Source organism: Paracoccus sp. AK26, from assembly GCF_011801365.1.
GTDB lineage: Bacteria > Pseudomonadota > Alphaproteobacteria > Rhodobacterales > Rhodobacteraceae > Paracoccus > Paracoccus aerius.
Map to the genome: position 1 here is coordinate 2,446,159 of NZ_CP041041.1, position 23,591 is coordinate 2,469,749.

At 67.6% G+C, this 23,591-nt stretch carries 21 protein-coding genes; 11 read left to right on the forward strand and 10 right to left on the reverse strand.

Going from position 1 to position 23,591, the window contains the following annotated elements; translation table 11 throughout:
- Window positions 1–3: 3 nt before the first annotated feature.
- The 6 genes from motA to FIU66_RS12205 are packed head-to-tail and all read left to right on the forward strand — an operon-like array spanning window position 4 to window position 5,436.
- A complete protein-coding gene (gene motA / locus FIU66_RS12180; RefSeq protein WP_167623017.1) occupies window positions 4–870 on the forward strand; it encodes a flagellar motor stator protein MotA in 867 nt (288 codons plus the stop codon).
- Window positions 870–1,154 carry a hypothetical protein gene (locus FIU66_RS12185; protein ID WP_167623018.1) on the forward strand — a complete coding sequence of 95 codons (285 nt, stop codon included), beginning with the start codon at window positions 870–872 and terminating at the stop codon, window positions 1,152–1,154. The genes motA and FIU66_RS12185 overlap by 1 nt, the downstream gene beginning before the upstream one ends.
- Complete coding sequence (locus FIU66_RS12190) at window positions 1,151–3,244, forward strand: flagellar biosynthesis protein FlhA (protein WP_167623019.1); 2,094 nt, start codon at window positions 1,151–1,153, stop codon at window positions 3,242–3,244. The genes FIU66_RS12185 and FIU66_RS12190 overlap by 4 nt, the downstream gene beginning before the upstream one ends.
- Window positions 3,241–3,999 carry a flagellar biosynthetic protein FliR gene (locus FIU66_RS12195; protein ID WP_167623020.1) on the forward strand — a complete coding sequence of 253 codons (759 nt, stop codon included), beginning with the start codon at window positions 3,241–3,243 and terminating at the stop codon, window positions 3,997–3,999. Before FIU66_RS12190 ends, FIU66_RS12195 begins: the two co-directional genes overlap by 4 nt.
- A complete protein-coding gene (gene flhB, locus FIU66_RS12200; RefSeq protein WP_167623021.1) occupies window positions 3,996–5,057 on the forward strand; it encodes a flagellar type III secretion system protein FlhB in 1,062 nt (353 codons plus the stop codon). Before FIU66_RS12195 ends, flhB begins: the two co-directional genes overlap by 4 nt.
- A gap of 7 nt (window positions 5,058–5,064) precedes the next feature.
- On the forward strand, window positions 5,065–5,436 hold the full coding sequence (locus FIU66_RS12205) for a hypothetical protein (protein ID WP_167623022.1): 372 nt from the start codon (window positions 5,065–5,067) through the stop codon (window positions 5,434–5,436).
- 192 nt (window positions 5,437–5,628) lie between these two features.
- Here the strand turns inward: FIU66_RS12205 and FIU66_RS12210 are convergent, their stop codons facing one another.
- A complete protein-coding gene (locus tag FIU66_RS12210; RefSeq protein WP_167623023.1) occupies window positions 5,629–6,675 on the reverse strand; it encodes an endonuclease/exonuclease/phosphatase family protein in 1,047 nt (348 codons plus the stop codon).
- A 39-nt stretch (window positions 6,676–6,714) separates the two neighbouring features.
- Window positions 6,715–7,992 carry a S8 family serine peptidase gene (locus tag FIU66_RS12215; protein WP_167623024.1) on the reverse strand — a complete coding sequence of 426 codons (1,278 nt, stop codon included), beginning with the start codon at window positions 7,990–7,992 and terminating at the stop codon, window positions 6,715–6,717.
- A gap of 90 nt (window positions 7,993–8,082) precedes the next feature.
- Between FIU66_RS12215 and FIU66_RS12220 the strand changes: the two genes are divergently transcribed.
- From FIU66_RS12220 to FIU66_RS12235, 4 genes are all read left to right on the forward strand, one after another.
- On the forward strand, window positions 8,083–8,574 hold the full coding sequence (locus FIU66_RS12220; protein ID WP_167623025.1) for an RNA polymerase sigma factor: 492 nt from the start codon (window positions 8,083–8,085) through the stop codon (window positions 8,572–8,574).
- A gap of 45 nt (window positions 8,575–8,619) precedes the next feature.
- Window positions 8,620–9,336 carry a hypothetical protein gene (locus FIU66_RS12225; protein WP_167623026.1) on the forward strand — a complete coding sequence of 239 codons (717 nt, stop codon included), beginning with the start codon at window positions 8,620–8,622 and terminating at the stop codon, window positions 9,334–9,336.
- Window positions 9,337–9,576: 240 nt separating this feature from the next.
- Window positions 9,577–10,314, forward strand: a complete 738-nt coding sequence (locus tag FIU66_RS12230) for a calcium-binding protein (protein ID WP_167623027.1) — start codon at window positions 9,577–9,579, stop codon at window positions 10,312–10,314.
- Window positions 10,315–10,489: 175 nt separating this feature from the next.
- Complete coding sequence (locus tag FIU66_RS12235) at window positions 10,490–12,076, forward strand: glucan biosynthesis protein (protein WP_167623028.1); 1,587 nt, start codon at window positions 10,490–10,492, stop codon at window positions 12,074–12,076.
- Window positions 12,077–12,080: 4 nt separating this feature from the next.
- Here the strand turns inward: FIU66_RS12235 and FIU66_RS12240 are convergent, their stop codons facing one another.
- The 4 genes from FIU66_RS12240 to FIU66_RS12255 form a co-directional block, all read right to left on the reverse strand.
- Complete coding sequence (locus FIU66_RS12240; RefSeq protein ID WP_240544689.1) at window positions 12,081–12,746, reverse strand: metal-binding protein ZinT; 666 nt, start codon at window positions 12,744–12,746, stop codon at window positions 12,081–12,083.
- 130 nt (window positions 12,747–12,876) lie between these two features.
- Window positions 12,877–14,388 (reverse strand): malonyl-CoA synthase, encoded by a 1,512-nt coding sequence (locus tag FIU66_RS12245; protein WP_167623030.1) that lies wholly within the window; start codon window positions 14,386–14,388, stop codon window positions 12,877–12,879.
- On the reverse strand, window positions 14,385–15,704 hold the full coding sequence (locus FIU66_RS12250) for a malonyl-CoA decarboxylase (protein WP_201281126.1): 1,320 nt from the start codon (window positions 15,702–15,704) through the stop codon (window positions 14,385–14,387). The genes FIU66_RS12245 and FIU66_RS12250 overlap by 4 nt, the downstream gene beginning before the upstream one ends.
- 88 nt (window positions 15,705–15,792) lie before the next feature.
- Window positions 15,793–17,175 (reverse strand): SLC13 family permease, encoded by a 1,383-nt coding sequence (locus FIU66_RS12255; RefSeq protein WP_167623032.1) that lies wholly within the window; start codon window positions 17,173–17,175, stop codon window positions 15,793–15,795.
- Window positions 17,176–17,338: 163 nt separating this feature from the next.
- Between FIU66_RS12255 and FIU66_RS12260 the strand changes: the two genes are divergently transcribed.
- Entirely contained in the window at window positions 17,339–17,998 is a 660-nt protein-coding gene (locus FIU66_RS12260) for a GntR family transcriptional regulator (RefSeq protein WP_167623033.1), read from the forward strand.
- A gap of 6 nt (window positions 17,999–18,004) precedes the next feature.
- Here FIU66_RS12260 and FIU66_RS12265 read toward each other — a convergent pair whose 3' ends face one another.
- From FIU66_RS12265 to FIU66_RS12280, 4 genes are all read right to left on the reverse strand, one after another.
- On the reverse strand, window positions 18,005–19,009 hold the full coding sequence (locus FIU66_RS12265; RefSeq protein WP_240544690.1) for an AbrB family transcriptional regulator: 1,005 nt from the start codon (window positions 19,007–19,009) through the stop codon (window positions 18,005–18,007).
- A 48-nt stretch (window positions 19,010–19,057) separates the two neighbouring features.
- Window positions 19,058–20,353, reverse strand: a complete 1,296-nt coding sequence (locus FIU66_RS12270; protein WP_167623035.1) for an MFS transporter — start codon at window positions 20,351–20,353, stop codon at window positions 19,058–19,060.
- A 156-nt stretch (window positions 20,354–20,509) separates the two neighbouring features.
- Window positions 20,510–23,068 (reverse strand): HWE histidine kinase domain-containing protein, encoded by a 2,559-nt coding sequence (locus FIU66_RS12275; protein ID WP_167623036.1) that lies wholly within the window; start codon window positions 23,066–23,068, stop codon window positions 20,510–20,512.
- Window positions 23,065–23,562 (reverse strand): biliverdin-producing heme oxygenase, encoded by a 498-nt coding sequence (locus FIU66_RS12280; RefSeq protein ID WP_167623037.1) that lies wholly within the window; start codon window positions 23,560–23,562, stop codon window positions 23,065–23,067. Before FIU66_RS12280 ends, FIU66_RS12275 begins: the two co-directional genes overlap by 4 nt.
- Window positions 23,563–23,591: the final 29 nt, after the last annotated feature.

Sequence of the window (23,591 nt, forward strand, 5' to 3'; positions counted from 1 at the left end):
CCCATGTTCGGGATCGTTGGAATCGCCGTCACCTTCGCGATGGTCTTCGGGGGCTATATCCTCGCCGGGGGCAAGATGGGCGTCATCACCCATTCGCTGCCCTTCGAGATGATGATGATCGGCGGCGCGGCCATCGGTTCCTATCTGCTGTCCAACGACAGCCATACGCTGAAGCACACGCCGAAAGGGATCATCCAGGCCTTCAAGGGGTCGAAATGGACCGAGGCCGATCATCAGGACGTGCTGTGCCTGATGTTCCAGCTGCTCAAGATCGCGCGCGAGAACCCGGTCGCCCTGGAGCAGCATATCGAGAACCCAAAGGACTCATCGGTCTTCGCGGCCTATCCGCGGCTTCTGGCGGATCACGACGTGGTCTCGCTGATCGCGGACACGCTGCGTTCGGCCAGCCTGAACTATGACGATCCCTACCAGGTCGAGGAGATGCTGGCCCGCCGCCTGGCTGGCCTGCGCGAGGATTCGATGCATGTGCCCCATGCCCTGCAAAGCATGGCCGATGCCTTGCCCGCGCTTGGCATCGTCGCGGCCGTCCTGGGCGTCATCAAGACCATGAGCGCGATCGACCAGCCGCCCGCCGTGCTGGGCGGAATGATCGGCGGCGCCCTGGTCGGCACCTTCCTGGGCGTGTTCCTGGCCTATGGCTTCGTGGCGCCCCTGGCTGCCCGGCTGGGCGGCGTCATCAAGCAGGACCTGGCCTTCTTCGATGTCATCAAGTCGGTCCTGATCGCGGGCCTGCACCAACACGCAACCAATCTTTGCGTCGAGGTGGGGCGCCAGACCGTGCCCGACCATGTCCGCCCCAGCTTCGACACGCTGGAGGCCGCGCTGCGCGACCTGAAGAAGGCCGCGTGATGCTGGGCGCCCTGGTCATCGCCCTTGGGGTTTCCGGCGCGGCTTCGGCCGAGATGCCGATGCTGCCCCCCGCCGCCGCCCTGGCCGAGGATGCCACGGGCTGGCTTCTGGACGGAGAGCCGCTGCCCCCCGACTATCGCCTCCGCCTGCTCGCCATGCCGCCCGAGGCGCGCCTGCAAGCCCTGGTCTTCCTGCGCCGGGCGGGGCTGCTGACCGCCGATGCCTGGCCCCTCGCCGACATCCTGAACCCCGCGCCCGCCGCCCCCGAGAAGGAGGCCGAATGACCGCCGCCATCCGCGCAAGGCCCCGCCGGCAGATCGACGCCTCGGTCCTGGTCACGGGCGGGCTGGTGCTGATCGTCATCTCGATGGTAATCCCGCTGCCCCCGTCGGTGCTGGACCTCGGCTTCGCCCTGTCCATCGCGGCGGCCGTGCTGGTCCTTGTCATGGCATCGCTGGTGGACCGGCCCACCGACTTCCAGGCTTTTCCGATGCTGCTGCTGATGACGCTGGTGATCCGGCTGTCGCTGAACGTGTCCTCGACCCGGCTGATCCTGACGCAGGGCCACACCGGCACGGACGCCGCAGGACATATCATCAACGGCTTCGCCAGCTTCGTGGCCGGAGGATCGCTGATGGTCGGGCTGACGGTCTTTGCCGTCATTTCCATCGTGAACTTCATGGTCATCACGAAGGGCTCGGGCCGCATGGCCGAGGTGGCCGCCCGTTTTGCCCTGGATTCGCTGCCCGGCAAGCAGATGGCAATCGACGCCGACCTGAACTCGGGCGCGATTGACCACCAGGAAGCCAAGAACCGCCGTCTTCGCGACCAGCAGGAGATCAATTTCTTCGGCTCGCTGGACGGGGCGTCGAAATTCGTCAAGGGCGATGCGGTCGCGGGCATCGTCATCACGCTGGTCAACCTGCTGGTGGGCCTGGGCATCGGCATCGTCGCCCACAAGATGCCGGTGGGCCAGGCGATGGCGACCTATTCGCATCTGACGATCGGCGACGGCCTGGTGGGCCAGATCCCTGCCGTCATCACGTCCATGGCGGCGGCGCTGCTGCTGTCGCGGGGCGGGGTGACCGACACGACCACCCGGCTTCTGTCCAGCCAGTTGATCCGCAGCTGGCAGCCCGCCGCGGTTGTCGCGGCGGCGATGCTGCTCATGTCCTTCGTCCCGGGGATGCCGCGCGTGCTGTTTCTGGCCATCGCCGCGGCCCTGGCCCTTGGCGGCTGGCACCTGCACCGCAAGGCACAGGCGGCCGCGATCGCCCTGCCCGACCTGCCGGCAGAGACCGCCGCTTCCCGGCCCGCCGCCCGCATCGGCGACGTGCTGGATACCGACGAGATCAGCGTCGAGATCGGCACCGACCTGGTGCTGATCGCGCTTGACCAGGCGCGGGGGCTGGGCAGCCGGATCACCAACCTGCGCATCCATATCGCGCGCGCTTATGGCCTGATCCTGCCCGATGTCCGCATCACCGACACGGACGAGCTTTATCCCGGCGACTACCAGATCCGCATCCATGGCGTGGTGCGCGGCCGCGGCAGCCTGCGTCCTGGCAGGGTCCTGGCACTTGGGCCGGACCATGTCCTGCAGGGCCTTCCTGGCGATGCGGTGCGCGAACCCGTCTATCTCAGCCCCGCCCGCTGGATCGACCGCGAGGATCAGGACGATGCCGCGACCCAGGGCGCGACCGTGGTGACCCCGATGGAGGTTCTCTCCACCCACCTGATGGAGGTCGTGAAGGCCAACCTGTCGTCCCTGCTGACCCTTGGCGCGATGCAGCGCCAGATCGAGGAGTTGAAGTCCCTTTCCGACACGGGGCGCGCAGACCGCAACCGACGCTATTTCGACGGCATGATCCCCGACAAGGTTTCGCCCGAGACCCTGCTGGCGGTCTTGCGCGCGCTTCTGGACGAGAAGGTCTCGATCCGCAACCTGCCGCTGATCGTCGATGCCATGGCCGAGTTCCGGGGCATCGAGTCGATCGAAACCGTCTACGAGCTGGTCCGCAAGCGGTTGCGCGGGCAGATCACGCAGCAATACAGCGACCCCTCGGGCGGCATTTCCGCCCTGCAACTGCATCCCGCATGGGAGGCCGAGTTCGTCCGCGCCGACAGCGAAACCGGCCGCGCGGGCGGCGGCGCCCTGACCCCGGCCCTGTCGCGCAAGCTGCTCGAGGCCGCGCGCCGGGCAATGGCCACGGTCGAGCCCGCGTTGCAGACCGTGCTGGTGGCCCCCGACCACCGCCGCCGGATGCTGCGCGCGGTTCTGGGATCGAACGGCATCGCCATCCCGGTCCTGGGCCTCGAGGAGATCGATCCCGGGGCCGAACTGCGTCTGGTCGGCACGATCGAGGTCGGATGATGTGGGACGAGCTGGGCCAGTTGCTGCCGGGGTTCAACTGGACATGGGTGCTGGTCTATCTGCGGGTGCAGGCCCTGGTGCTGGTCCTGCCGGGACTGGGCGAACGGGTCCTGCCGATCCGCGTCCGCGCCGCGGCGGCCCTGGCGGTCACGCCGATGCTGGCGGGCCTTGCACCGCCCGCCGCGGCACCCGGGGATGTCGTGGCAACGGTGGCTCAGGCCGCGGGCGAGACGCTGATCGGCCTTGCCGCCGGCATGGGCCTGCGGCTTCTGGCGCTGTCGCTGGACATCGCCACCTCGGCCATTGCGGCGACCGCGTCCTTGTCGCAGCTGATCGGCGGCCAGAACGAGGCCGCGCCCCATCCCATCGGCAACATGATCCACCTGGCCGGGATCGCCGTGCTGATGGCCATGGGCCTGCCGGTGATGCTGGTCCACCTGATGGCCGACAGCTTCGGCGTCTGGCCGCCGGGCGGATGGCCCGATGCACAAGGGCTCGCGTCCGAAGCGATCCGGCTTGTCGCCCGCAGCTTCTGGATCGCCATGCTCCTGGCCGCGCCCTTCACGCTGGGCGGCTTCATGTTCCAGGCGCTGTCGGGCGTCATCAACCGGGTCATGCCCGCCCTGCCGGTGATCTTCATCGGATCGCCCGCCGCGATCATGCTGGCGCTTGGGGCGCTTGCGCTGCTGGCGCCGGTGCTGGTCGCGCTTTGGGCCGATGCCGTGCTGGGCCACATGCTGCCGGGGGCCCCATGAGCGAGGAGAACGACGACAAGCCCTTCGAGGCGTCCGAGCAGAAGCTGCGCCGCGCCCGCGAAAAGGGCGACATCCCGCGATCCCCGGAACTGAACGTCGCCGCGATGTATCTGGGCGCCTGGCTGGCCTTCGCGGTCGGCGCGGGCCTTGCTGTCAAGGCCTGGCTGGCGATGGCCACCCGCGCCCTTGGCTCGGAAGGCTGGGCGCCGGGTTCGACGGGGGCCATCGCCGCGGCGCTTGGCCAATATGCCGGCTGGGCGGCCTTGGCCCTGGCGGCGGTGCCAAGCCTGGTGATCCTGGTGGCGCTGATCGCCGGTCGCGGGCTGGTCTTTGCGCCGCAGAAGCTGGCCTTCGACCTGAACCGGATCAACCCGGTCAAGACCGCCGCGCAGAAGTTCGGCAAGTCCGGGCTGGTCACCTTTGGCATCTCGCTCGCCAAGGCGGCCCTGGTTTGCGCGGGCGGCTGGCTGCTGTTCCGCAGCCTGCTGGGCCACCTGATGGCAAGTCCGCTGGCCGGGGACCGCTGGATCGCCGATCTGGGGGTGATGCTGGGCCGGGTGCTGGGGCTGGCGCTTGCGGTTTCCGTCCTGATCGCGGGGCTGGACATGGGCTGGCAATGGTTCGACCACCGCCGCAAGAACCGCATGTCCCGCAAGGAGATGGAGGACGAATACAAGGATTCCGAGGGCGACCCGCATTTCAAAGCCGCCCGCCGCCAGCGGGCCATCGAGATCGCCACCAGCCAGATGCTGGCCGATGTCGCGAAGGCCGACGTGGTGATCGTGAACCCGACCCACTACGCCGTGGCCCTGGAATGGAAGCGCGGCAGCGGCCGGGCGCCCGTTTGCCTGGCCAAGGGCACCGACGAGGTCGCGGCCCGGATCCGCGAACGCGCCAAGGACAACCGCGTGCCGATCTGGTCCGACCCGCCCTGCGCCCGCGCGATCCATGCCACGGTCGAGATCGGCCAGGAAATCCGCCGCGAACAGTTCGCCGCCGTTGCCGCCGCGATCCGCTTCGCCGAGAAGATGAAAGAAAAGGCGCGGGCCGGATGGTAAGCACCCGATGAGCAGGCAAAGCGACAAGCTGGCGCAACTGGAACGCATTGCGCGCCTCAAGGCGGAACGCGAGTTGAAGCGGTTTGCGGCCTTCAACCTTCACATGAAGCAGGCCCAAACCCATGCCGCCGCCATGCGCACCGCCCTGGACCAAAGCTATCGCAGCACCGCCCCCCTTTCGGTCGCCGAGGCGCGGATCGCCAATGCCCAGGCCGGCCGCAGCGCCCGTGAACTGCACCAGGCCGAAACCGAGCTTGCCCGGATGCAGCCCCGCTTCGAGGCCGCCCGGCGCGACGCCGCCCGCGAATTCGGCCGGGCCGAGGTGCTGCTGAACCTGTCAGCCCAAAGCCGCGCCGAGGAGAAGGCGCCGCGCTATTGAGTTATCGCAGGGATTTGGGAGGTAGCCTCCTCCGGTGACAGGAACGCCGGACGGGGAGGGCCGTCGACCCTGTCATCGTTCAGGCGTGTGTGGCGTCCTCACCCTCTCAAGGTGCTGCATCGGGCTTGGGCGAACCGGCGCTATCGATGCGGCAGGGCGGCGATTGCCTTTGGCCTGCCAGAGCGGCGCTGTTCACCGCCCCTGGCTCGCCGAAAGCGAATCCAGCTCGATGTCCACCCAGACAAGCCGGTGGTTCGACGCGGCCTCGACCGCGGGTGCCAGCGGATCGCCTGGATCGGGCCAGAGGACGCCGCTGGCGGCGACAGCCAGATCCATGTCGGGAAGGACATAATCGACCCGCAGATTGCCCGGCCCGTTTGGATCAAAGACCGCCGTATCAAGGGCGGGGTCGCCCTTGTGCCCAGCATTGGCACCGGCCTGGTCGGGCTGGAACGCCCCACGAGGCTGCGGATCCTGCGCGTGATCCAGCAGCGCGGCCATCGCTTGCGCGCGCCCGTCGCCGTCCGCAAGATCCAGGTTGGGATTGCCCAGCAGCACGAAGGGCGCATCGGGCAGGTGGTGCAGCCAAAAGGCGGCCTCATCGTGGTTTCGGCGGCCGTTGCGATCCTCGGGGCCGTCGAAGACCGGGGGCGTGGCGGACCAGGCCAGCAGGTGCAGCGGCCCTGCATCGGTCATGACCGGCACGTCCCAATGCGCGGTCGAGGACAGGCGCTGCCCCCCAGGCGTGGCGGGCGGCATCAGCGCGCCGGGCAGGTCGTGCCACAGGGTCGCGGAATGATCGGTCGCCGGACCCAGCGGCAGGCGCGACAGGATCGCCATGGCGTTCTGCCCGCTGAACTGCCCGAAGCCCTGGGCGTCTTCGGCCCCTCCGGCCCGCCCGTCGCCATCCAGATCCAACCCCGTCTGCATCCCGCTGTTCGGACGGGCCGCGAACCGGTGCGGCATCGGATGGCCCGCCTTGTCCAGCAGCGCGGCAAAGGCTGCAAGCGCAAGCCCGTCATGATCCCAGTCGATCCCGGTCAGCAGGATCGCATCCGGCGCGGCCGCCGCGATCACCTGTGCCGCGGCCAGCACCTGGGGGTCGTCGCGGCGGATGTCGCGCAGCAGAAGGCCCGGCCCCGCGCGCGTCAGGCCGGGATCATAGGTGGCGATGCGCAGGGTCTCGGCCCCGGCAGGACCGGAAAGGCAAAGGCAGATCGTGCAGACAGGACGCCACATGGCGCAGGTGTGGCATGGCGCCCTGCGGCTGCCAAGCCCTCAGCAGGGGGGCGGCGGCGCCAGAAGGCCAAAGCCGAAGATCGCGTCGCGGCCGTCGGGCCCCAGGTCGCGGGCCCCGTCGCGCAGCATGTCGCGCAGCCGCGCCGCCGGAAGCGAGGGGTCGCGCTGCCAGATCAGCGCCGCCGCAGCCGTTACGAAGGGCGCGGCATAGGAGGTGCCGGTCTTGGTCCGCGCCCCGCTGATCGAGGCCGCCGTCCAGACATTCACCCCCGGCGCGGCCAGATCGATATGGTCGCCCCGGTTCGCGCGGCGATAAACCTGGCCGCGCCGGTCCACCGCCGTCACCGCCAGCACCTGGTCATAGGCCGCCGGAAAGGCCGGCGCCGCGCGTGGCCCGCCATTGCCGGCGGCGGCGATCAGCAGGATGCCGTCTGCCGCCATCTCCTCGACCTGGCGGGCAAGGGCGTCGTTCGGCGGTCCCGCCAGCGACAAGTTGACGATGCGCACCTGTTGCGAGGCCAGGTAATCCAGGGCCTCGATCAGGCCGAAGGCATCGGCGCGCTGATCGCGGGCGACCTTCTGGAAGGCATCCACGGCGATCAGTTCGGCCCCCGGGACAAGGCCGGGGCTGCGGCTGTCGCGGTCGCCCACCAAAAGCGCGGCCACCGCCGTTCCATGCACCAGATCCGAAGGCGCGGCCCCGGTGTCGATCCGGTGGACCCGGATGCGGGCATCCGACAGCGCCGCGTGATCGGCGTTCAGCCCCGTATCAACCATGCCGATTCGCGGCAGCGTGGCGCAGCCCGCCAGCCCCGCGGGCCAGCCGATCATGTCGCGGGCAAGGCAATCGGCGCCCGTGCATGGCGTGCCCTGCCCTGCCTGCTCGCTGCGGTAGAAGTGGTTGAAATCGGCTTCTGCCGCGGCGGCCAGGGCACGGACGCGGTCGCGGGCCTGGTCCATGGTCAATGCCCCTGGCTTCAGAAGCCGGGTCAGGTTGCCGCCTTCGGACAGTTCGCGCTGCTGCAGGATCTGGAACCCCTCGGCCTGAAGGGTGGCAAGGTCGGCTTCGGCCAGACCGCGCGCCAGGACCTCGTTCTCGGCCCGGGTAGGCAGGGGCGCAGGGGCGGCGGGACGCGCACGGCGGACCACCCGGTCGTCATCATCATCATCATCATCATCATCGTCGTCATCATCGTCATCGTCGTCGTCATCATCTGCCAGAGCGGTCGCGACCAGCGACCAGCCGTCGGCATGACGCTGCGGCTGGCCCGAAAGGACCAGCAGGGCGATCATCAGAAACAGCAGCGGGTTTGGCATCGTGGCCCCTTTGGACAGTTCGTTTCTGGACAATGACGCGACAGACCCGCAAATATTCCCCCGGTCGGGAAAAAGATCCAAGAGGGCGGCATGGACCCAGCATTCGGCGAGGCTTTAATCAGGCTTCTGCCCAATCTTCGCCGCTATGCGCTGTCGCTGGCCCGGCGGGCCGATCTGGCCGACGACCTGGTCCAGACCACGGTGGAACGCGCGATCCGGGCCGCAGGCAGCTATGATCCCGCAGCCCGGCTGGAGCCCTGGCTGTTCCGCATCACCCGCAATGCCTTTATCGACCTGACCCGCCGCCAGCGGACCGAGGGCGTGCAGGTCGATGTCTTCGACATGCCCGAGGCCCTGCCCGATGACGGCGACCGCGCGGTCGAGGCCCGGCTGATGCTGCAGGCCACCCAACAGGCGATGAAGACCCTGCCCCCGGAACAGGCCGAGATCCTGCATCTGATCTGCATCGAGGAACTCAGCTATGCCGAGGCCGCCGAGGTGCTGGACATCCCCAAGGGCACGGTCATGAGCCGCCTGTCCCGCGCCAGGCTGGCCTTGGCCGAAAGGCTGGGAATAAAATGACGCCCAACCCGTATTCCAGGAACACCCGTTCGAAAGGAGCCGGCCTTGCAGATTGACGACGAAACCCTGATGGCCCTGGCGGACGGCGAACTGGATCAGGCCGAGGCCGCGCGCGTTTCCGCAGCCGTGGCCCGCGACCCCGAGGCCCAGGCCCGGCTGCGGCTGTTCACCGAAACACGGGCGCGGCTGAAGATCCTGGCCTCGGCCGCCCCGGCGCCTTCCGACAAGGACCTGATCGCCCGCATCCGCGCGGCCAGCAGCGCGGTGCAGGCCTCGGGCACCGTGGCCCCGACCGCGCCCCCCTTGTCCGCGACGCCGCCTGTGCCGGCCAATACCAACCGCGCGCCCTGGGCTGCGCTTGCCGCAGCCGTGACCGCGGCGGTGGTGGGGCTTGCCTGGTGGCAGATGGGCGGCACCCCCGCAGGCCTGCCGGAGGCAGAGGTCGCGGCTCTGGACAGCCTGCCATCAGGCCAGGTGACCGAACTGGAGGACGGGCGCGACCTGACCATGATCGCATCCTATCGCACGGCAGAGGGGGCCTTTTGCCGTGAATATGAGACCGCGCAGGATGCCGGCCTGACGGTCAGCGTGGCCTGTCGGCAGGGCGATACATGGCAGCGGCAGTTTGCCAGCGACATGACTGCCACCGATGGCTATGTCCCCGCATCGGGCGACATTGCGGCGCTTGACGACTGGCTGGCCGAAACCGGTGCGGGCGACCCACTGACCCCGGAAGACGAGGCCGCGGCCCTGGCCGACTAGGCCGCGCCCGTCGCCGTGTCCCGCCAAAGCCCCCGTCGCAGGGGGCTTTTTTCTGTCCGCCCCAAAAAAATGTCGTCGCGCCGGGAATAGGTCCGGGGCCACGCCCGTAACCCTTGCATCAGGCGGATGCGGGACAGTCCCCGGCCCCTGCCAAGAAACCCGGCGCCAGCCGGGACGGGCGCGGCTGCCACGGGCGGGGCGGCGCGTCCTTCCGACACCGCCCTTGCAGGAGAAACGAAGATGGCGACCTATCGCGGAAATGACGGCGACAACCGTTACAACGGCACCAGCGTGGCCGACCTGATCTATGGCCGGTCGGGCGACGATACCCTGTCGGGCGGCGGCGGCAACGACACCATCGACGGCGGCGAAGGCAATGACGACATCCGCGGCGGCGCGGGTCACAACCGCCTGATCGGCGGCGAGGGCAACGACCGGATCTGGGCCGATGGCGGCAACGACATCATCAACGCAGGCGAGGGAAACGACACCGTCAACGCGGGCGCGGGCCACAACACCATCACCCTGGGCGAAGGCAACGATGTCTCGGTCTCGCTGGGGGGCAACGACACGATCAGCGCGGGCGAAGGCAATGACCGCGTTCGTTCCGGCGGCGGCAACGACCGCCTGCTGGGCCACGAGGGCGACGACGTGCTGCTGGCCGAGGCGGGCAACGATTTCCTCAGCGGCGGCGAGGGCAATGACGTGCTGAACGGCGGCACTGGCAACGACACGCTGATCGGCGGCGAGGGGTCGGACCGCTTCGTCTTCAACGGCGGCACCGACCGCATCCGCGACTTCGAGAACGGCGATGACGAAATCGACCTGTCGTCCTTTGCCGGCTTCAACAGCTTTGCCAGCATCCGCGCTGCCGCCAGCCAGAGCGGCTCGGACGTCATCATCAAGGCGGGCGCCCATCGCCTTGTGATCGAGGATACGCGCCTGAACCAGCTGGGCGGCGACGACTTCATCTGGTGATCGGCAAAACAGGCCAGGTGCCGGGCTGCATGTCGCGGCCCGGCACCTTTGGGTGCAAGGCTGCGACAGTGGCGGGCAATTCGGCGGCAAGGGACCGCCGAAGCAAAGGCCCGGCCTTGCATTCGCGCCGGAAGCGAACATGTGATGCCCGGAAATGTCAGCCATCCGGGTTTCCATGTTCAGCGACCGTTTCAGCCGCCGCCACCTGTTGCAAGCCGCCCTGGGCAGCGGGGCTTTCTTCCTGCTGCCGCATCTGGCCCGCGCTCAGGCCACGGCAACGGGCGAGGGTCAGCCTTTCTCGTTCGACCGGCTGCGGGACATGGCGCGCGACATGGCTGCCAAGCCCCATGTTCCGCCGCAGGTCGCGGACCCGGACATCCTGGACCAGGTGGATTACGACAACCATAACCAGGTCCGTTTTCGCGCCGACCGCAGCCTGTGGCGCGGCGAGGGCGAGCGGTCCCCGGTGCAGGCCTTCTTCCCCGGCATGTATTTCCGCAACCCGGTGCGCCTTCATACCGTCAGCGACGGAATCGCGACCGAGCTGCCCTTCTCGCTGGACCTGTTCGACATTCCCGAAGGCAATCCCGCGCGGCAGTTGACCCGCACCACGGGCTTTGCGGGCTTTCGCGTGCAGGACGCGCGGACCGAGGTGGACTGGATGGCCTTCCTGGGCGCGTCCTACTGGCGCACCTCGGGTTACAGCGGGCAGTTCGGGCTTTCGGCGCGCGGGCTTGCCATCGACACCGCCATCCCCGACGGTCCCGAGGAGTTTCCGCTGTTCACCCATTTCTGGCTGGAGCCCGCGGACAACGGCGACCTGACCACCTATGCGTTGCTGGACAGCCCGCGCGCGACCGGCGCCTATCGCATCGAATCGCGGCGCGGCGACGGCGTCAGCCAGGACATCAGCGCGACCGTCTTCCTGCGCGAGGCGGTGGACCGGCTGGGCATCGCGCCGCTGACCTCGATGTTCTGGTTCGGCAAGAACACGCCCCATGTCTCGCCCGACTGGCGGCCCGAGGTGCATGATTCAGACGGGCTGGAGATCCTTGCCGCCAATGGCGAACGGATCTGGCGGCCGCTGAACAACCCGCCCGGCACGATGGTGAACAGCTTCGCCTCGCCGGGGGTCAAGGGCTTCGGGCTGATGCAGCGGGAACGCGACTTCGCGCAATACCAGGACGACGGCGTCTTCTACGAACGCCGCGCCAGCGCTTGGATCACACCTCAGGGCGACTGGGGCGATGGCGCGGTGGTGCTGACCGAATTGCGCACGGATGACGAGATCCATGACAATATCGTGGCCTTCTGGCAGCCGGCCGAACCGACCGCCCAGGGCCAGAGCCACGACTTCGCCTATCGGCTGGACTGGGTGCGCGACAATCCGGCCGCCAGTCCCATTGCCCATTTCACCGCCACCCGCCTTGGCGCGGGCGGCGTTCCGGGCCAGCCGCGTCCCAAGGGCGTGGTCAAGGTCGTCTGCGACTTTGCGGGGCCGAACCTCGCCGGCCTGTCGCGCGAGGACGGGCTGACGATCAAGGTGACGACCGGGCAGGCGCAGGTGTCCAACACCGCCGTCTATCCGGTCGTGGGCACCGATTACTGGCGCACGCTGTTCGACCTGAGCTTTGCCGAGAACGATCAAGCCCCCATCGACCTGCGCGCCTATGTGGACCACAAGGGCATGGCCATGACGGAAACGCTGATCCTTCAACTGTTCCCGTCGCAGCTTCGCACGCTGCTGGCGCGCACCCCCTGACGGGTCAGTGGGCCAGCATCTCGGCCAGCACGCCATCCTTGTCCAGCGAGGCCGGATAGAAGGTCGGCCAGTTCGTCACCTCCTCCAGCAGGGCCGCGCGGTCGTCGCCCCAATAAAGGTGGTAATGGTCCGAGGCCTCGGGCGCGATGCGGTGGTCGCTAAACTGGATGAACTGCGGCGCGGCCTCGTCACCTTCGGTTTTCTGGAAGATGAAGCGAACGCCGCGATTGCCCTTGGCATAGGTCAGGATCTCGAACCCGTCCGAGGCATAGCGTCCCTGGACCGATTGGTCGCCGCGATGAAAGGTGACCTGGTCGCCGTCGATGGTGATGCGGTTCACGTCGGTCTTGTAGCCGGTCTCGTAATAGGCGCGGTATTGCTCGGCGGTCTTGTCGCCCTTCTCGGCCTTCCTGGCCATGACCGGATCCAGCGTGCCGTCCGTCAGCAGCGGGTAAACCGACTGCCAGTCGCCCTGCCAGTCCGACAAGGGTCGGTCCTGGACCTGCGCATCGTCGAAATAGCCGTCATGGACCGACTTGTCGGAAGGTGCGTGGTCATGGGCATGGTCATGGCCATGACCCTGGGCATGATCGTGGTCGTGGCTGTGGTCATGACTTTGCGCCAGAACCGGCGATCCTGCTGCCATTGCCACGGCCAAAACCGCCGCCATTGCTTGAAACCTTGCCATCCGACATCTCCATAATTGATATGTTATTACGTTCGACTATCAGGAGGTGTCAGGCTGTTCAAGAACGAAAAAGGCGGGCCAAGGCCCGCCCTATCGTCCTGTCGGAACAGCTTCAGCGATAAAGATCAGCGAAGCGGTCGCGCAGCAGGTTCTTCTGGACCTTGCCCATCGTGTTGCGCGGCAGTTCGTCCATAAACAGCACGCGCTTGGGCTGCTTGAACCGGGCAAGCCGCCCGTCAAGCGCCGCCAAAACATCCTTTTCGGAAATGGCGTCCGGCCCCGAGGGCACGACAACCGCCGTCACGCCTTCGCCGAAATCGCCGTGCGGCAGGCCGATCACGGCGGATTCGACCACGCCGGGAAGAGCGTCGATCTCGGTCTCGATTTCCTTTGGATAGACGTTGAAGCCGCCGGTGATGATCAGATCCTTGCCGCGCCCGACAATGTGCAGATAGCCCCGGTCATCGAATTTCCCCAGGTCGCCGGTGATGAAAAAGCCGTTCGGGCGCAGCTCGGCCGCGGTCTTTTCCGGCATCTGCCAATAGCCCTTGAAGACATTGGGGCCCCGCACCTCGATCATGCCGATCTCGCCCCGGGGCAGTTCGGCGCCGGTCTCGGGATCGGTCACGATGATCTCGGTCCCCGGAAGCGGCATCCCCACGGTGCCCGCGATCCGGTCGCCGTCATAGGGGTTCGAGGCATTCATGTTCGTTTCCGTCATGCCGTATCGTTCCAGGATCGCGTGGCCGGTCCGGGCCTGCCAGTCGCGATGCGTTTCCGCCAGCAGCGGGGCGGACCCGGAAATGAACAGCCGCATATGCGCCGTGGTGGCGCGATCCAGCCGGTCGTCCTGCAGCAGCCGGACATAGAAGGTCGGCACGCCCATCAGCACGGTGGCGCGGTCCATCAGGCCCATGATCCGGTCCGGGTCGAATTTCGGCAGGAAGATCATGGATGCGCCGGAAAACAGCGTCACATTGGTCGCCACGAACAGGCCATGCGTATGAAAGATCGGCAATGCGTGGATCAGCACATCGCTTGCGTCGTAACGCCATGCCTCGCGAAGGGCCTGGGTGTTCGACACCAGGTTGCCATGAGTCAGCATCGCCCCCTTCGACCGCCCCGTCGTCCCCGAGGTGTAAAGCAGCGCAGCCAGGTCGTCCGCATCGCGCGCGACGGTGGCGAAATCGACGGGCTGGCTTGCAACGGCATCGGTCAGGCTGCCCTGCCCGCCCGCATCCAGCGTCAAGATCCGCGCCCCCGCGCTGCCCGCCCCCTTGGCAAGCGCATCCGCCCTGGCCGGGTCGCAGACAAGGACCGCGGGCGTCGCATCGCCGATGAAATAGTCCATTTCGGCAGGGGTATAGCCGGTGTTCAGCGGCAGGAAGACCGCCCCCGCCCTGACGGTCGCCAGATAAAGGATGATCGCTTCGACCGACTTTTCGACCTGGGCCGCCACCCGGTCGCCCGGTCCGACGCCCAGCGACACAAGCGCATTGGCCATCCGGCCGGCCAGCGCGACCAGGTCGCCATAGCTGATGCGTTCGCCCGCGGCCGTCTCGATCGCGGTGGCATCTGGATCGGCGATGCCGGATTGCAGGATGTCGAACAGGTTGGCGGTCATGGCATTTCCTTCATGGCGGTGGTCGCGGGCAGGTGACGGCGCACCGCGTCGGATGCCGCGATCTCGGTGCGTTCGGCAAAGGCCTCGTGATTGGCCTCGATCCGGTCGGGATCGTAAAGATAGTTCACCATCAGCCCGTGCGATTGCTTCAATCCATTAGCCGAGACATCGCCCAGGACGTTCAGCCGTTCAAGGCAGGCGCCGTTGCCCAGGTGGAAGCGGGCAACGGGATCGACCGCGCGGCCCTTGCCATCGCGGGCGCGCAGGAAATAGATCGCAGCGGCTGCCAACAAAGGCTCGCGCAGCGCCTGCGCCGCGTCCTTGTCCACATGCCAGCCGGGCTGGTCCAGCGGGGTCAGGGCTGCCAGCAGCTCGGCGGGCAGCATCTTGCCCCCTTCCCGTTCGCGGGCCAGCCAGGCGGCGAAGCCGGGGACGGGCGACAGGGTCACGAAGGTCTGGATCTGGGGCAGTTCGGATTTCAGCTCCTCGACCACCTGCTTGATCAGGAAGTTGCCGAAGGACACCCCGGCCAGTCCCTTCTGCGTGTTCGAGATGGAATAGAAGACCGCGGTCGTGGCCTCGGCCGCGTCGATGGGCTTGCGGTCCAGGTCCAGCAGGGGGGCGACGGTGTCGGGGATCTCGCGGGTGAGGGCGACCTCGACGAAGATCAGGGGCTCGTCCACCAGTTGCGGATGGAAGAAGCCATAGCAGCGCCGGTCGGTCGGCTGCAGGCGGTTGCGCAGGTCGTCCCAGTTCTGGATGGCGTGGACGGCCTCGTAGCGGATGATCTTTTCCAGGATCGCGGCGGGCGTGTTCCAGTCGATATGGCGCAGGACCAGAAAGCCCCGGTTGAACCAGGACGCAAACAGATGCGCGAAATCGCTGTCCACCCGCCGCAGCGCCGGGCTGTCCTTGAGGTGGCGCAGCAGTTCCTCGCGCATCCGGACCAAGGCTGCTGTGCCGCCGGGGGCTAGGTTCAGGCGTCGGAACAGTTCCTGCCGGCGCGGTTCGGCCGCGACATGCAGCGCCTCGACCGCCTCGACCGATGCGGGATCGCGGGCGACGGCCTGCATGGCGCGGGACACGGCCTCGGGGTCGGGGCCGAAGCGGTCGGCGAGCGTTTCAAGGAATGCCAGCCGCCGGGCCTCGTCCGCCTCCTCGAAGGCGGCGACCAGGGCGCGGGCCAGGGCCACGCCCGAAGCCTCGCCCCGGCGGGACAGCAGCAACTCTCCCATGTCGGGCAGGCCGGGGGGCGCGGTCACCCGCCCCGCAGGATCGCGCCATCGCAGCAGGGCGCGGCCCCGGTCGGTCAGCATGTCGAACAGGTCGCCGAAGCGGGTCTGTCTGGGGGTCTGCACGATCCTTGTCACGGCACTCTCCTTTGCGGGATGGGTGCGGCCGGGATCAACCCGGCAGCACGACGAAGATCAGCCACAGCACCACGGGCGCCACGATCGTCACGATGGCACCATAGTTCAGCAGCTTGCGGAAGAAGGCCTGGCGGTCGATGCCATGCGCGTTGGCCAGGACCAGGGCGCCGTTGGTGGAAAACGGGCTGACATCCACGATGGTCGAGGCGACGGCCATCCCGGCAATGAAGCCGATCGCGCCGACGCCGCTTTCGCCCTGCAGGAAGGGCACCGCCAGCGGGATCAGCGACCCCAGCACCGCCGTGGATGATGCAAAGGCCGACACCACCGCGCCGATGAAGAACAGCATCAGGGCCGCCAGCAAAGGCGAGGCCATGCCCGCCACCGAATCGCCCACGAAGTCGATGGTGCCCATCGCCTGCAGCACCGCGACATAGGTGGACACGCCGGTGATCAGCATGATTTCCGGCCAGGCGACCTGCGCCATCGCGCGCTTCTGCATGGTCGGGTTCCACAGCGCCAAGGCCAGGCCGATGGTCAGCGCCACGAAGCCGATGTCCAGGTTGAAGGCCAGGACCAGCACCGCCAGCAGCACAAGGCCCGCCAGCGTGAAGATCTGGTAAGGCGTGCCGTCGGGTTCGCGCCCTTCCTCGACCTCGGCCACGAGGCGGTTGGAATCGCCACCGCCCTCGCGGCTGACGCGCTTGGTCAGGGCCTGCGCCTCGCTGTCGCCGAAGATCTGCGGGCCGGTGGCGGCGCGGGCGATTTCCACATGGGGCACGTTGACGGGCTCGATGCCGTCCAGACGGGCGGACATCAGGCTGCGCCCACCCAGCACCATGAACAGGATGCCCGCCACCGCCGCGTTCACGAAGAAGCTGGCGGCGAAGGTGGTCATGGCCGACAGCGGCAGCCCGGCCTGCTGGACCACGCCATTGGTGATCCCGCCATAGATGCTGATGGGAGAGAAGCCCCCGGCCTGCGCGCCATGGACCACCATCAGGCCCATCAGCAGCGGGCTGATGTGATAACGGAAGGCGAAGCCAAGCGCGATGGGCGCGACAATGGCGACCGCGCCGGGGCTGACCGCGCCCACCGCCGTCAGCAGGGCGGAAATGCCGAACATGATCCACGGGATCGCGGCGATGCGGCCCTTGACCGCGCGAACGGCCATGCGGACCAGCCAGTCGATGGTACCGTTGTTCTGCGCCAGGGCGAACAGCCAGGTGATGCCCACCAGCGTCAGGAACAGCCCGCCCGGAAAGCCGTCGATGATCTCGCTGGTGGTCTGCGCCGCCAGAAGCGTGCCCACCAGGAAGGCGCCGACAAAGGCCAGGACGCCCATGTTGATAGGCCAGATGGTCGCGATCACGAACATCAGCACCAAGGCATAGATGGAAATCAGATGTGGTGTCATGCGGCTCTCCCCTTTTCCTGCATGAACGGCGTCGGGGATCCGCCTCCACACGAATCCTCCTCCCACAGATGTTATACGCCCGGAAAGGGATGATGTATATATCATCGCTAACGATGGATGTTTGAGCAGGTTTCCGTTAGGCTGCGCCTGTGGAGGAGAATAAGTGACCAGCATCCCGAACACCTTGCGCATCCGCCGCGCCCTGGAAGATTCGATCGTCCGGGGCCGCTTCCTGCCCGGAACGCGGCTGGACCCCGAGGCCCTTGCGCAAGAGTTCGACTGCTCGCGCACCCCCATCCGCGAGGCGTTCCAGCAGCTTGAAGCCTCGGGGCTGGTCCGCGTCATGCCAAAGCGCGGCACCTTCGTCACCCACTGGTCGCCCGAGGAACTGGCCGAGCGCTTCGAGGTCATGGCCGAGATCGAGGCAAGCTGCGGCCGCCTTGCCGCCCGCCGCATCAGCCATGCCGAGCTGGACATCTTCCACGAGGTCCACGAGGACTGCCGCCGCCTGGCCGAGGCGGGCGAGGTCGAGGCCTACTACGCGCGCAATTCGGAATTCCACCACTGCATCTATCGCGCCACCCACAACGCCTTCCTGACCCAGGAAGCCGCGCGTCTGCACGCGATGCTGCAACCTTACCGCCGGATGCAGTTGCAGGTCAGGAACCGCATGACCCGGTCCTTCGCGGAACATGACGCCATCGTCGCTGCAATCCGCGGCGGGGACGCCGAGGCCGCGGCGCGGGCGCTGCATGACCACGTGATCGTTCAGGGCGACCGTTTCCACGACCTGATCGCGGCCATGCGCCAGACGCTGGCCTGACGCCGCCTAAGGGCGCCGCCGCCGGATCAACGCAAACAGGATCGGCGCGCCGGTCAGGACCAGGATCACGCGGGCGATGTGATGGGCCACGACAAAGCCCAGGTCGGCCCCCGCGATTAGCGCCAGCATCGACATCTCGGCCTGTCCGCCCGGCATGAAGGCCAGGAAACCCTCGACCGGCGGGGCAAGGCCGGTCAGGGTGACGAACTCGGTCACGGCGCCTGCCAGCACCGCCAGGATCAGCACGAAGATGGCCCCGCCCGCGACGGTTTCGCGCAACTCGCGCAGCGTGACGCCCACGTAGCTGGTGCCGATGCCGATGCCGATCAGGAACTGCGCGGCCAGCAGCGCCTCGCGCGGGGGGCGCATGTGCAGGACGCCTGCCAGCGACAGTCCCGCCGCCACGATCAGCGGCCCCAGGATCGCCGCGCCGAACAGCCCGATCCGGGCCGCGGCCTTCCACCCGACAATGGCGGCAAGGGCCATCACCACAAGTTCGGTCCAGGGGATCTGGGCTGCCGGCTGGCCCACCGGATGGGTCAGCGGGACCCCGTAAAGCCAGACCAGAACCAGCGGCCCCACGATCATGATGACCAGCAGCCGCGTCACATGGACCAGCGACACCTGGCGGATATTGGCCCCGGCTTCCCCGGCAAAGACGGTCATGTCGGCGGCCCCGCCCGGCATGGCGGCATAGAAGGCCGTCACCAGGTCGAACCCGCAGAAGCGGCGGAAGAACGGCACGCCGACCAGGCCGATGGCCGCGATGTAGAGGGGGATGATCGCGACGGAGGCCAGCATCGAGGGAAGCTGCGCCACAAGCGCCGGCGTGACCGAGGCGCCGATGGCCACGCCCAGCACCGACCGCGCCGCGACCGAGATCTGGCCCAGCCCCGCCAGCCGCACACCCATCAGCGCCGCGACCAGCGAGGCCATCATCGGCCCGAACAGGAAGGGCAAGGGCAGGTGCAGCACCAGGAACAGCCCGACCCCGACGATGCCGATCAGCACCGTCTGCGCTTGTTGCCTGAACGCCGCCCCCGCCGCCATGATCGTCCGTCAGACCTCGTCGCGGCCGGACGCAAGGATGCAGGCCAGCGTGATCACCGATGCCGCCAGCATGTAATAGCCCACATGCGCCAGGCCATAGCTTTGCTGCAGCCAGGTCGCGGCGTATGGCGCCAGCGAAGCCCCGAAGATCCCCGCGAAGTTGAAGGTGATCGACGACCCGGTATAGCGCACGCGCGTCGGGAAGGGCGCGGCCAGGGCTGCGCCGATCACGCCATAGGTCAGGCCCATCAGGAACATGCCGATGGTCACGAACAGGTAAAGGCTGCCCTCGCCCGCGCCCATCAGCGGCGCCAGGAAGAACGAGAAGATGCCGATCATGATCGTCACCACCACCAGGAACGGCCGGCGGCCCGTCGCATCGGCGATCTTGCCCGCGAAGGGGATCGCGATTCCGAAGATGACCGAGCCATAGATCTGCATCAGCAGCGCGTCCATGAAGGCGACCTGGCGCACCTTGACGTTGTAGGACAGAAGCCAGGCCGAGCAGATGTAGAACAGCACAAAGGTCACAAGCGCCACAAAGGTGCCCAGGAACAGGCTGCGCTTGTGGTTGCGGAACAGCTCCACGACCGGAACGGACACACGCTGGTCGTGCTTGACGGCCTCGGCAAATTCGGGGGTTTCGGTGATCGACAGCCGCACCCAGAGGCCCAGCACGATCAGGATGATAGAAGCCAGGAAGGGCAGCCGCCAGCCCCAGGCCAGCAGGTCGTCCTGGCTCATGAAATGCAGAAGCACCCAGAAGAAGCCCGACGACAGGAACAGCCCGACCGGGGCGCCAAGCTGCGGGAACATCCCGTACCAGCTTCGCTTGCCCTCGGGCGCGTTCTCGGTCGCCAGCAGGACCGCCCCGCCCCACTCGCCGCCCAGGCCGAAGCCCTGCCCGAACCGGCACAGCGCCAGCAGCGCGGGCGCCGCGACGCCGATCTGCGCATAGGTCGGCAGCAGGCCGATGATGACGGTGGAAATGCCCATCGTCAGCAGGGCCGCGACCAGCGTGGCCTTGCGCCCGATCCGGTCGCCGAAATGGCCGAAGACGATGGCGCCGAAGGGCCGGGCGAAGAAGGCGATCGAGAAGGTCGCAAAGGAGGCCAGCAGCGCCGTGGTCGCGTCCGAGGCCGGGAAGAACAGGGTCGGGAAGACCAGCACTGCGGCCGTTGCATAGACGTAGAAGTCGAAGAACTCGATCGTCGTGCCGATCAGGCTGGCCAGCAGCACGCGCGCCGGGGAATTGACGGGCGTGCCACGCGCCGCTGCGGGCGCCGAGATCGTCTGATCAGTCATGGTTTTTGATCCGCTTGTCAGAAAATGGGAAACCCGCTTCGCGGATGAGGCGGGACAGCGACCCGCGCTATCGCAAAAACTGCGCAAAGAGAATGCCGGAGGCACCGGAAATTGCGCGCGCATACCGGCTTTGACCCCAGGGATTACCGGCGCGGCTTATCGTGCCTTGGCCTCGGCCTCGGCCAGTTTCTGCATGATGTCAGCGATCTGATAAGGCTTGCTGACGATGGGGGTGTCGGCAAAACCGTCGGGCAGGGTCATTCCCGCCCCATAGCCGGTCGCGAAGACGAAGGGGATGGCGCGGGCACGCAGGGCCTCGGCCACGGGCAGCGAATCGCCCTCGGCCAGGTTGACGTCCAGCACGGCAAGGTCGGGCGGATCGCTGGCAATCAGCGCAAGGGCGGTAACGACGGCGCCGGCCCGGCCGGTGACGTGCAGGCCTTCATCCTCAAGCTCGGCCTCAAGGGCCATGGCAATCAGGGCCTGGTCCTCGACCAGCAGAACCCGGCGACCGGCCAGCGGATTGGTTTGGGCCGGGGCAAGCGACCTTGCGCTGATGGCCGGGGCCGCCTCGGACAGGCGGATGAAATCGCCGGGCAGCATGAAGGCTGCCTCGATCCCCGTGGGGCGATAGGTCACGCGGCTTTCCCCGCCCAGGTCGAAGGGCAGCGACTGTTCGATCAGGGCCGAGCCGAAGCCCGACCGCCGCGGCGGTGTCAGGCCGTGCAGCCCGTCCTCGGTCCAGCGGATCTGGCAATGGCCGTCGGTGTCCAGATGCCATTCGACCGCCAGCCGACCGCCCGGCCGCGACAGGGCGCCATACTTGGCCGCGTTTGTCGCCATCTCGTGAAAGATCAGCGCCATGACCGAGAATGCGCGGGCGTCCAGCGTCACGGCAGGGCCTTCCAGGCGGATGGGCTTGCCGTCGCCTGCATAGGGCCCAAGCTCGGCCCCCAGCAGGTCGCCCAAGAGCCCGCCCTGGTCGTCGCGGATCACCTGGTCATGGGCATAGGCCAGGGCCTGGATGCGCCCGCGCAGGGCATCGGCGTAATCGGCCAGCGTTTCGCCGTCCTTGGGCTTGCGGCTGACCAGCGACTGGATGACGGCCAGGATGTTCTTGATGCGGTGGTTCAGTTCCTGGTTCAGCACCCGCTGGCGGACGGCGGCGCGGCTGCGTTCATCGGCCAGCAGTTCGTTGTTGAACAACAGAACCTCGACCACGGCGATGCGCAGCGCCTCGGCGAAGCGGCGGTCGCCTTCGGACCAGGGATGGCTTTTGCCGCGAACGGTTTCCTTCCAGATCGCGAAGCTTTTGCGGGGTGTCAGGCGGTCGCCGAACTTGCCCGTGGCATAGGTCTTGTTCGGATCGCCCGCCCAGTCCAGCGTCTGAACGGCCTCCTTGCGGAAATAGAACAGGAAATCGCGCGGCCGCCGGGACAGCGGGACGATCATCACCCCGGCGACCTTGTCCGTCAGGCCGCCCGCCAGAGGCAGCAGATCCGCAAGGCCATCGGTGCAGAAGACCTGCCCGTCGGACAGGCCCTCGGCCAGGGCCATGATGGGCGCGGCCTCGAACTCGCCCGGGGCATGTCCCAGCCCGGTCCAGCAACCGTCCAGCCACATGGAGATGCCGTCGGCCTCGATCAGCCCTGCCAGTTCTGGCAGGCGTTCCCGAAGGGCGGCACCCGCATCCTCGTCCTTGCGGGCATCGACCATCAGGTCGTCAAGCGCACGCCGGGCGGCCATTTCCGCCTCGCGGGTCTGGCGGCGGGTCAGCGCGTCCAGGTGCATCGAGAAGAACTCGCCCACCATCTCGGCCGCCGCGCGGTCCGCCATCGTCAGGACCTTGGGCGCATAATGGTGGCAGGCGATCAGCCCCCACAGTGCGCCGTCGATGATGATCGACACCGACATCGAGGCCGCGACCCCCATGTTGCGCAGGTATTCGCAATGGATGGGCGAGACGCTGCGCAGATGCGCATAGGACAGGTCCAGAGGATCGACCCCGTCGCCCTGCGCCAGGATCGGCACCGGCACGAACGAGGCGTCGCCGATCACGCGGATCGGATTGCGCAGGTAAAGGGCGCGGGCCTGCTGGGGAATGTCGCCGGCGGGAAAATACTGGCCGCGGAAGCTTTCCTGTTCGTCCAGCTTGGCCTCGGCCACGACCTTGCCTGCCCCATCCTCGCCCAGCTGATAGATCATCACCCGGTCATAGCCCAACTGGGCCTGGGCCAGCATCGCGGCCTGGGCAATCAGCGTTTCCACGTCATCCGTCGCGCGCAGGCGTTCGATGACGGTGCGCGACAGGCTGATGATGGTGCCGACGCGGTCCGAGGCGGGCTCGAACTCGATGATCGTGTGGCCCTTGAAGCGGTGGATGGTGGCATCGAACCCGCGGCCGTTGACCTCGACCCCGAAGACCAGGGCCGGGCGCGGCTTGTTGCCGGACACCGCCAAGGCGTTCAGCAGCCGATGCGCGGTTTCGGCCTCGATGACCTCGGTCAGCCGCTGACCCAGCGGATGGCCGGGCAAGCCCAGCATCTCGACAGCATTGTCCGAGCAATAAAGAACGGTTCGGGCCGAATTGTCGCAGGCCAGCAGGCAGCCATGCGGCTGAATGCTGCCGGGGATGTGGATCGGCTCACGATCGCAATTCGTCAGGTCGATCGACTTGCCGACCAATGATGCGTCAAAGGCAGCATTTTCGTTCATGCCGTAGCTTTCACGCCATATGCACTTAGTGCAAGTCCAAACACGTCGCGTGCGCCGTCCACGGCCTGGGACTGGGGAACATCTGCGTGTTCCAGCCAGTCCAGGAACCGCCGCCAGCGATCCGGTTGGGCCGTCTGCGCGGCCAGGTGACGCGCGCCGAAGCTGGCGGTAAAGCCCTGGTCCGCCGCGCGCCGCGCCAGCAGCCGCGCCCCCAGGGCGGAACCTTCCAGGACATAGCAGGCGGCCGCCTGCGCCGCGCGCCCCTCAAGCGCGGGGGCCGCGGGAAGCGCGGGACGGGGCTGGTCCAGGTCGGCCATGTCCTGTTCCAGCAACCGGGAAAGGCGCTGCACCTGCCAGGCACCGTCCGTCAGCCTGGGCTCAAGAGCGGCGCGAAAGCGATAGCTGCCGGTCAGGAAGCCGCGATAGGCGCCGGCATCGGCAAAGACGCCGATCGCCTGGTCAAGGCGATCGTGCAGATCTCGCGTTTCCGACATCAGAACGCGACGCAGTGAGCCGTCTTTCA

What these genes read in the sequence shown, in the direction of transcription:
- FIU66_RS12185 (WP_167623018.1), top strand. Translation starts at nt 870, where the DNA reads ATGCTGGGCGCCCTGGTCATCGCCCTTGGGGTTTCCGGCGCGGCTTCG.
- FIU66_RS12275 (WP_167623036.1), bottom strand. Translation starts at nt 23,068, where the DNA reads ATGAACGAAAATGCTGCCTTTGACGCATCATTGGTCGGCAAGTCGATC.
- FIU66_RS12270 (WP_167623035.1), bottom strand. Translation starts at nt 20,353, where the DNA reads ATGACTGATCAGACGATCTCGGCGCCCGCAGCGGCGCGTGGCACGCCC.
- FIU66_RS12280 (WP_167623037.1), bottom strand. Translation starts at nt 23,562, where the DNA reads ATGTCGGAAACGCGAGATCTGCACGATCGCCTTGACCAGGCGATCGGC.
- FIU66_RS12190 (WP_167623019.1), top strand. Translation starts at nt 1,151, where the DNA reads ATGACCGCCGCCATCCGCGCAAGGCCCCGCCGGCAGATCGACGCCTCG.
- FIU66_RS12245 (WP_167623030.1), bottom strand. Translation starts at nt 14,388, where the DNA reads ATGACCGCCAACCTGTTCGACATCCTGCAATCCGGCATCGCCGATCCA.
- flhB (WP_167623021.1), top strand. Translation starts at nt 3,996, where the DNA reads ATGAGCGAGGAGAACGACGACAAGCCCTTCGAGGCGTCCGAGCAGAAG.
- FIU66_RS12235 (WP_167623028.1), top strand. Translation starts at nt 10,490, where the DNA reads ATGTTCAGCGACCGTTTCAGCCGCCGCCACCTGTTGCAAGCCGCCCTG.
- FIU66_RS12205 (WP_167623022.1), top strand. Translation starts at nt 5,065, where the DNA reads ATGAGCAGGCAAAGCGACAAGCTGGCGCAACTGGAACGCATTGCGCGC.
- FIU66_RS12220 (WP_167623025.1), top strand. Translation starts at nt 8,083, where the DNA reads ATGGACCCAGCATTCGGCGAGGCTTTAATCAGGCTTCTGCCCAATCTT.
- FIU66_RS12230 (WP_167623027.1), top strand. Translation starts at nt 9,577, where the DNA reads ATGGCGACCTATCGCGGAAATGACGGCGACAACCGTTACAACGGCACC.
- FIU66_RS12210 (WP_167623023.1), bottom strand. Translation starts at nt 6,675, where the DNA reads ATGTGGCGTCCTGTCTGCACGATCTGCCTTTGCCTTTCCGGTCCTGCC.
- FIU66_RS12215 (WP_167623024.1), bottom strand. Translation starts at nt 7,992, where the DNA reads ATGCCAAACCCGCTGCTGTTTCTGATGATCGCCCTGCTGGTCCTTTCG.
- FIU66_RS12250 (WP_201281126.1), bottom strand. Translation starts at nt 15,704, where the DNA reads ATGCTGACCGACCGGGGCCGCGCCCTGCTGCGATGGCGCGATCCTGCG.
- FIU66_RS12195 (WP_167623020.1), top strand. Translation starts at nt 3,241, where the DNA reads ATGATGTGGGACGAGCTGGGCCAGTTGCTGCCGGGGTTCAACTGGACA.
- motA (WP_167623017.1), top strand. Translation starts at nt 4, where the DNA reads ATGTTCGGGATCGTTGGAATCGCCGTCACCTTCGCGATGGTCTTCGGG.
- FIU66_RS12255 (WP_167623032.1), bottom strand. Translation starts at nt 17,175, where the DNA reads ATGACACCACATCTGATTTCCATCTATGCCTTGGTGCTGATGTTCGTG.
- FIU66_RS12240 (WP_240544689.1), bottom strand. Translation starts at nt 12,746, where the DNA reads ATGGCGGCGGTTTTGGCCGTGGCAATGGCAGCAGGATCGCCGGTTCTG.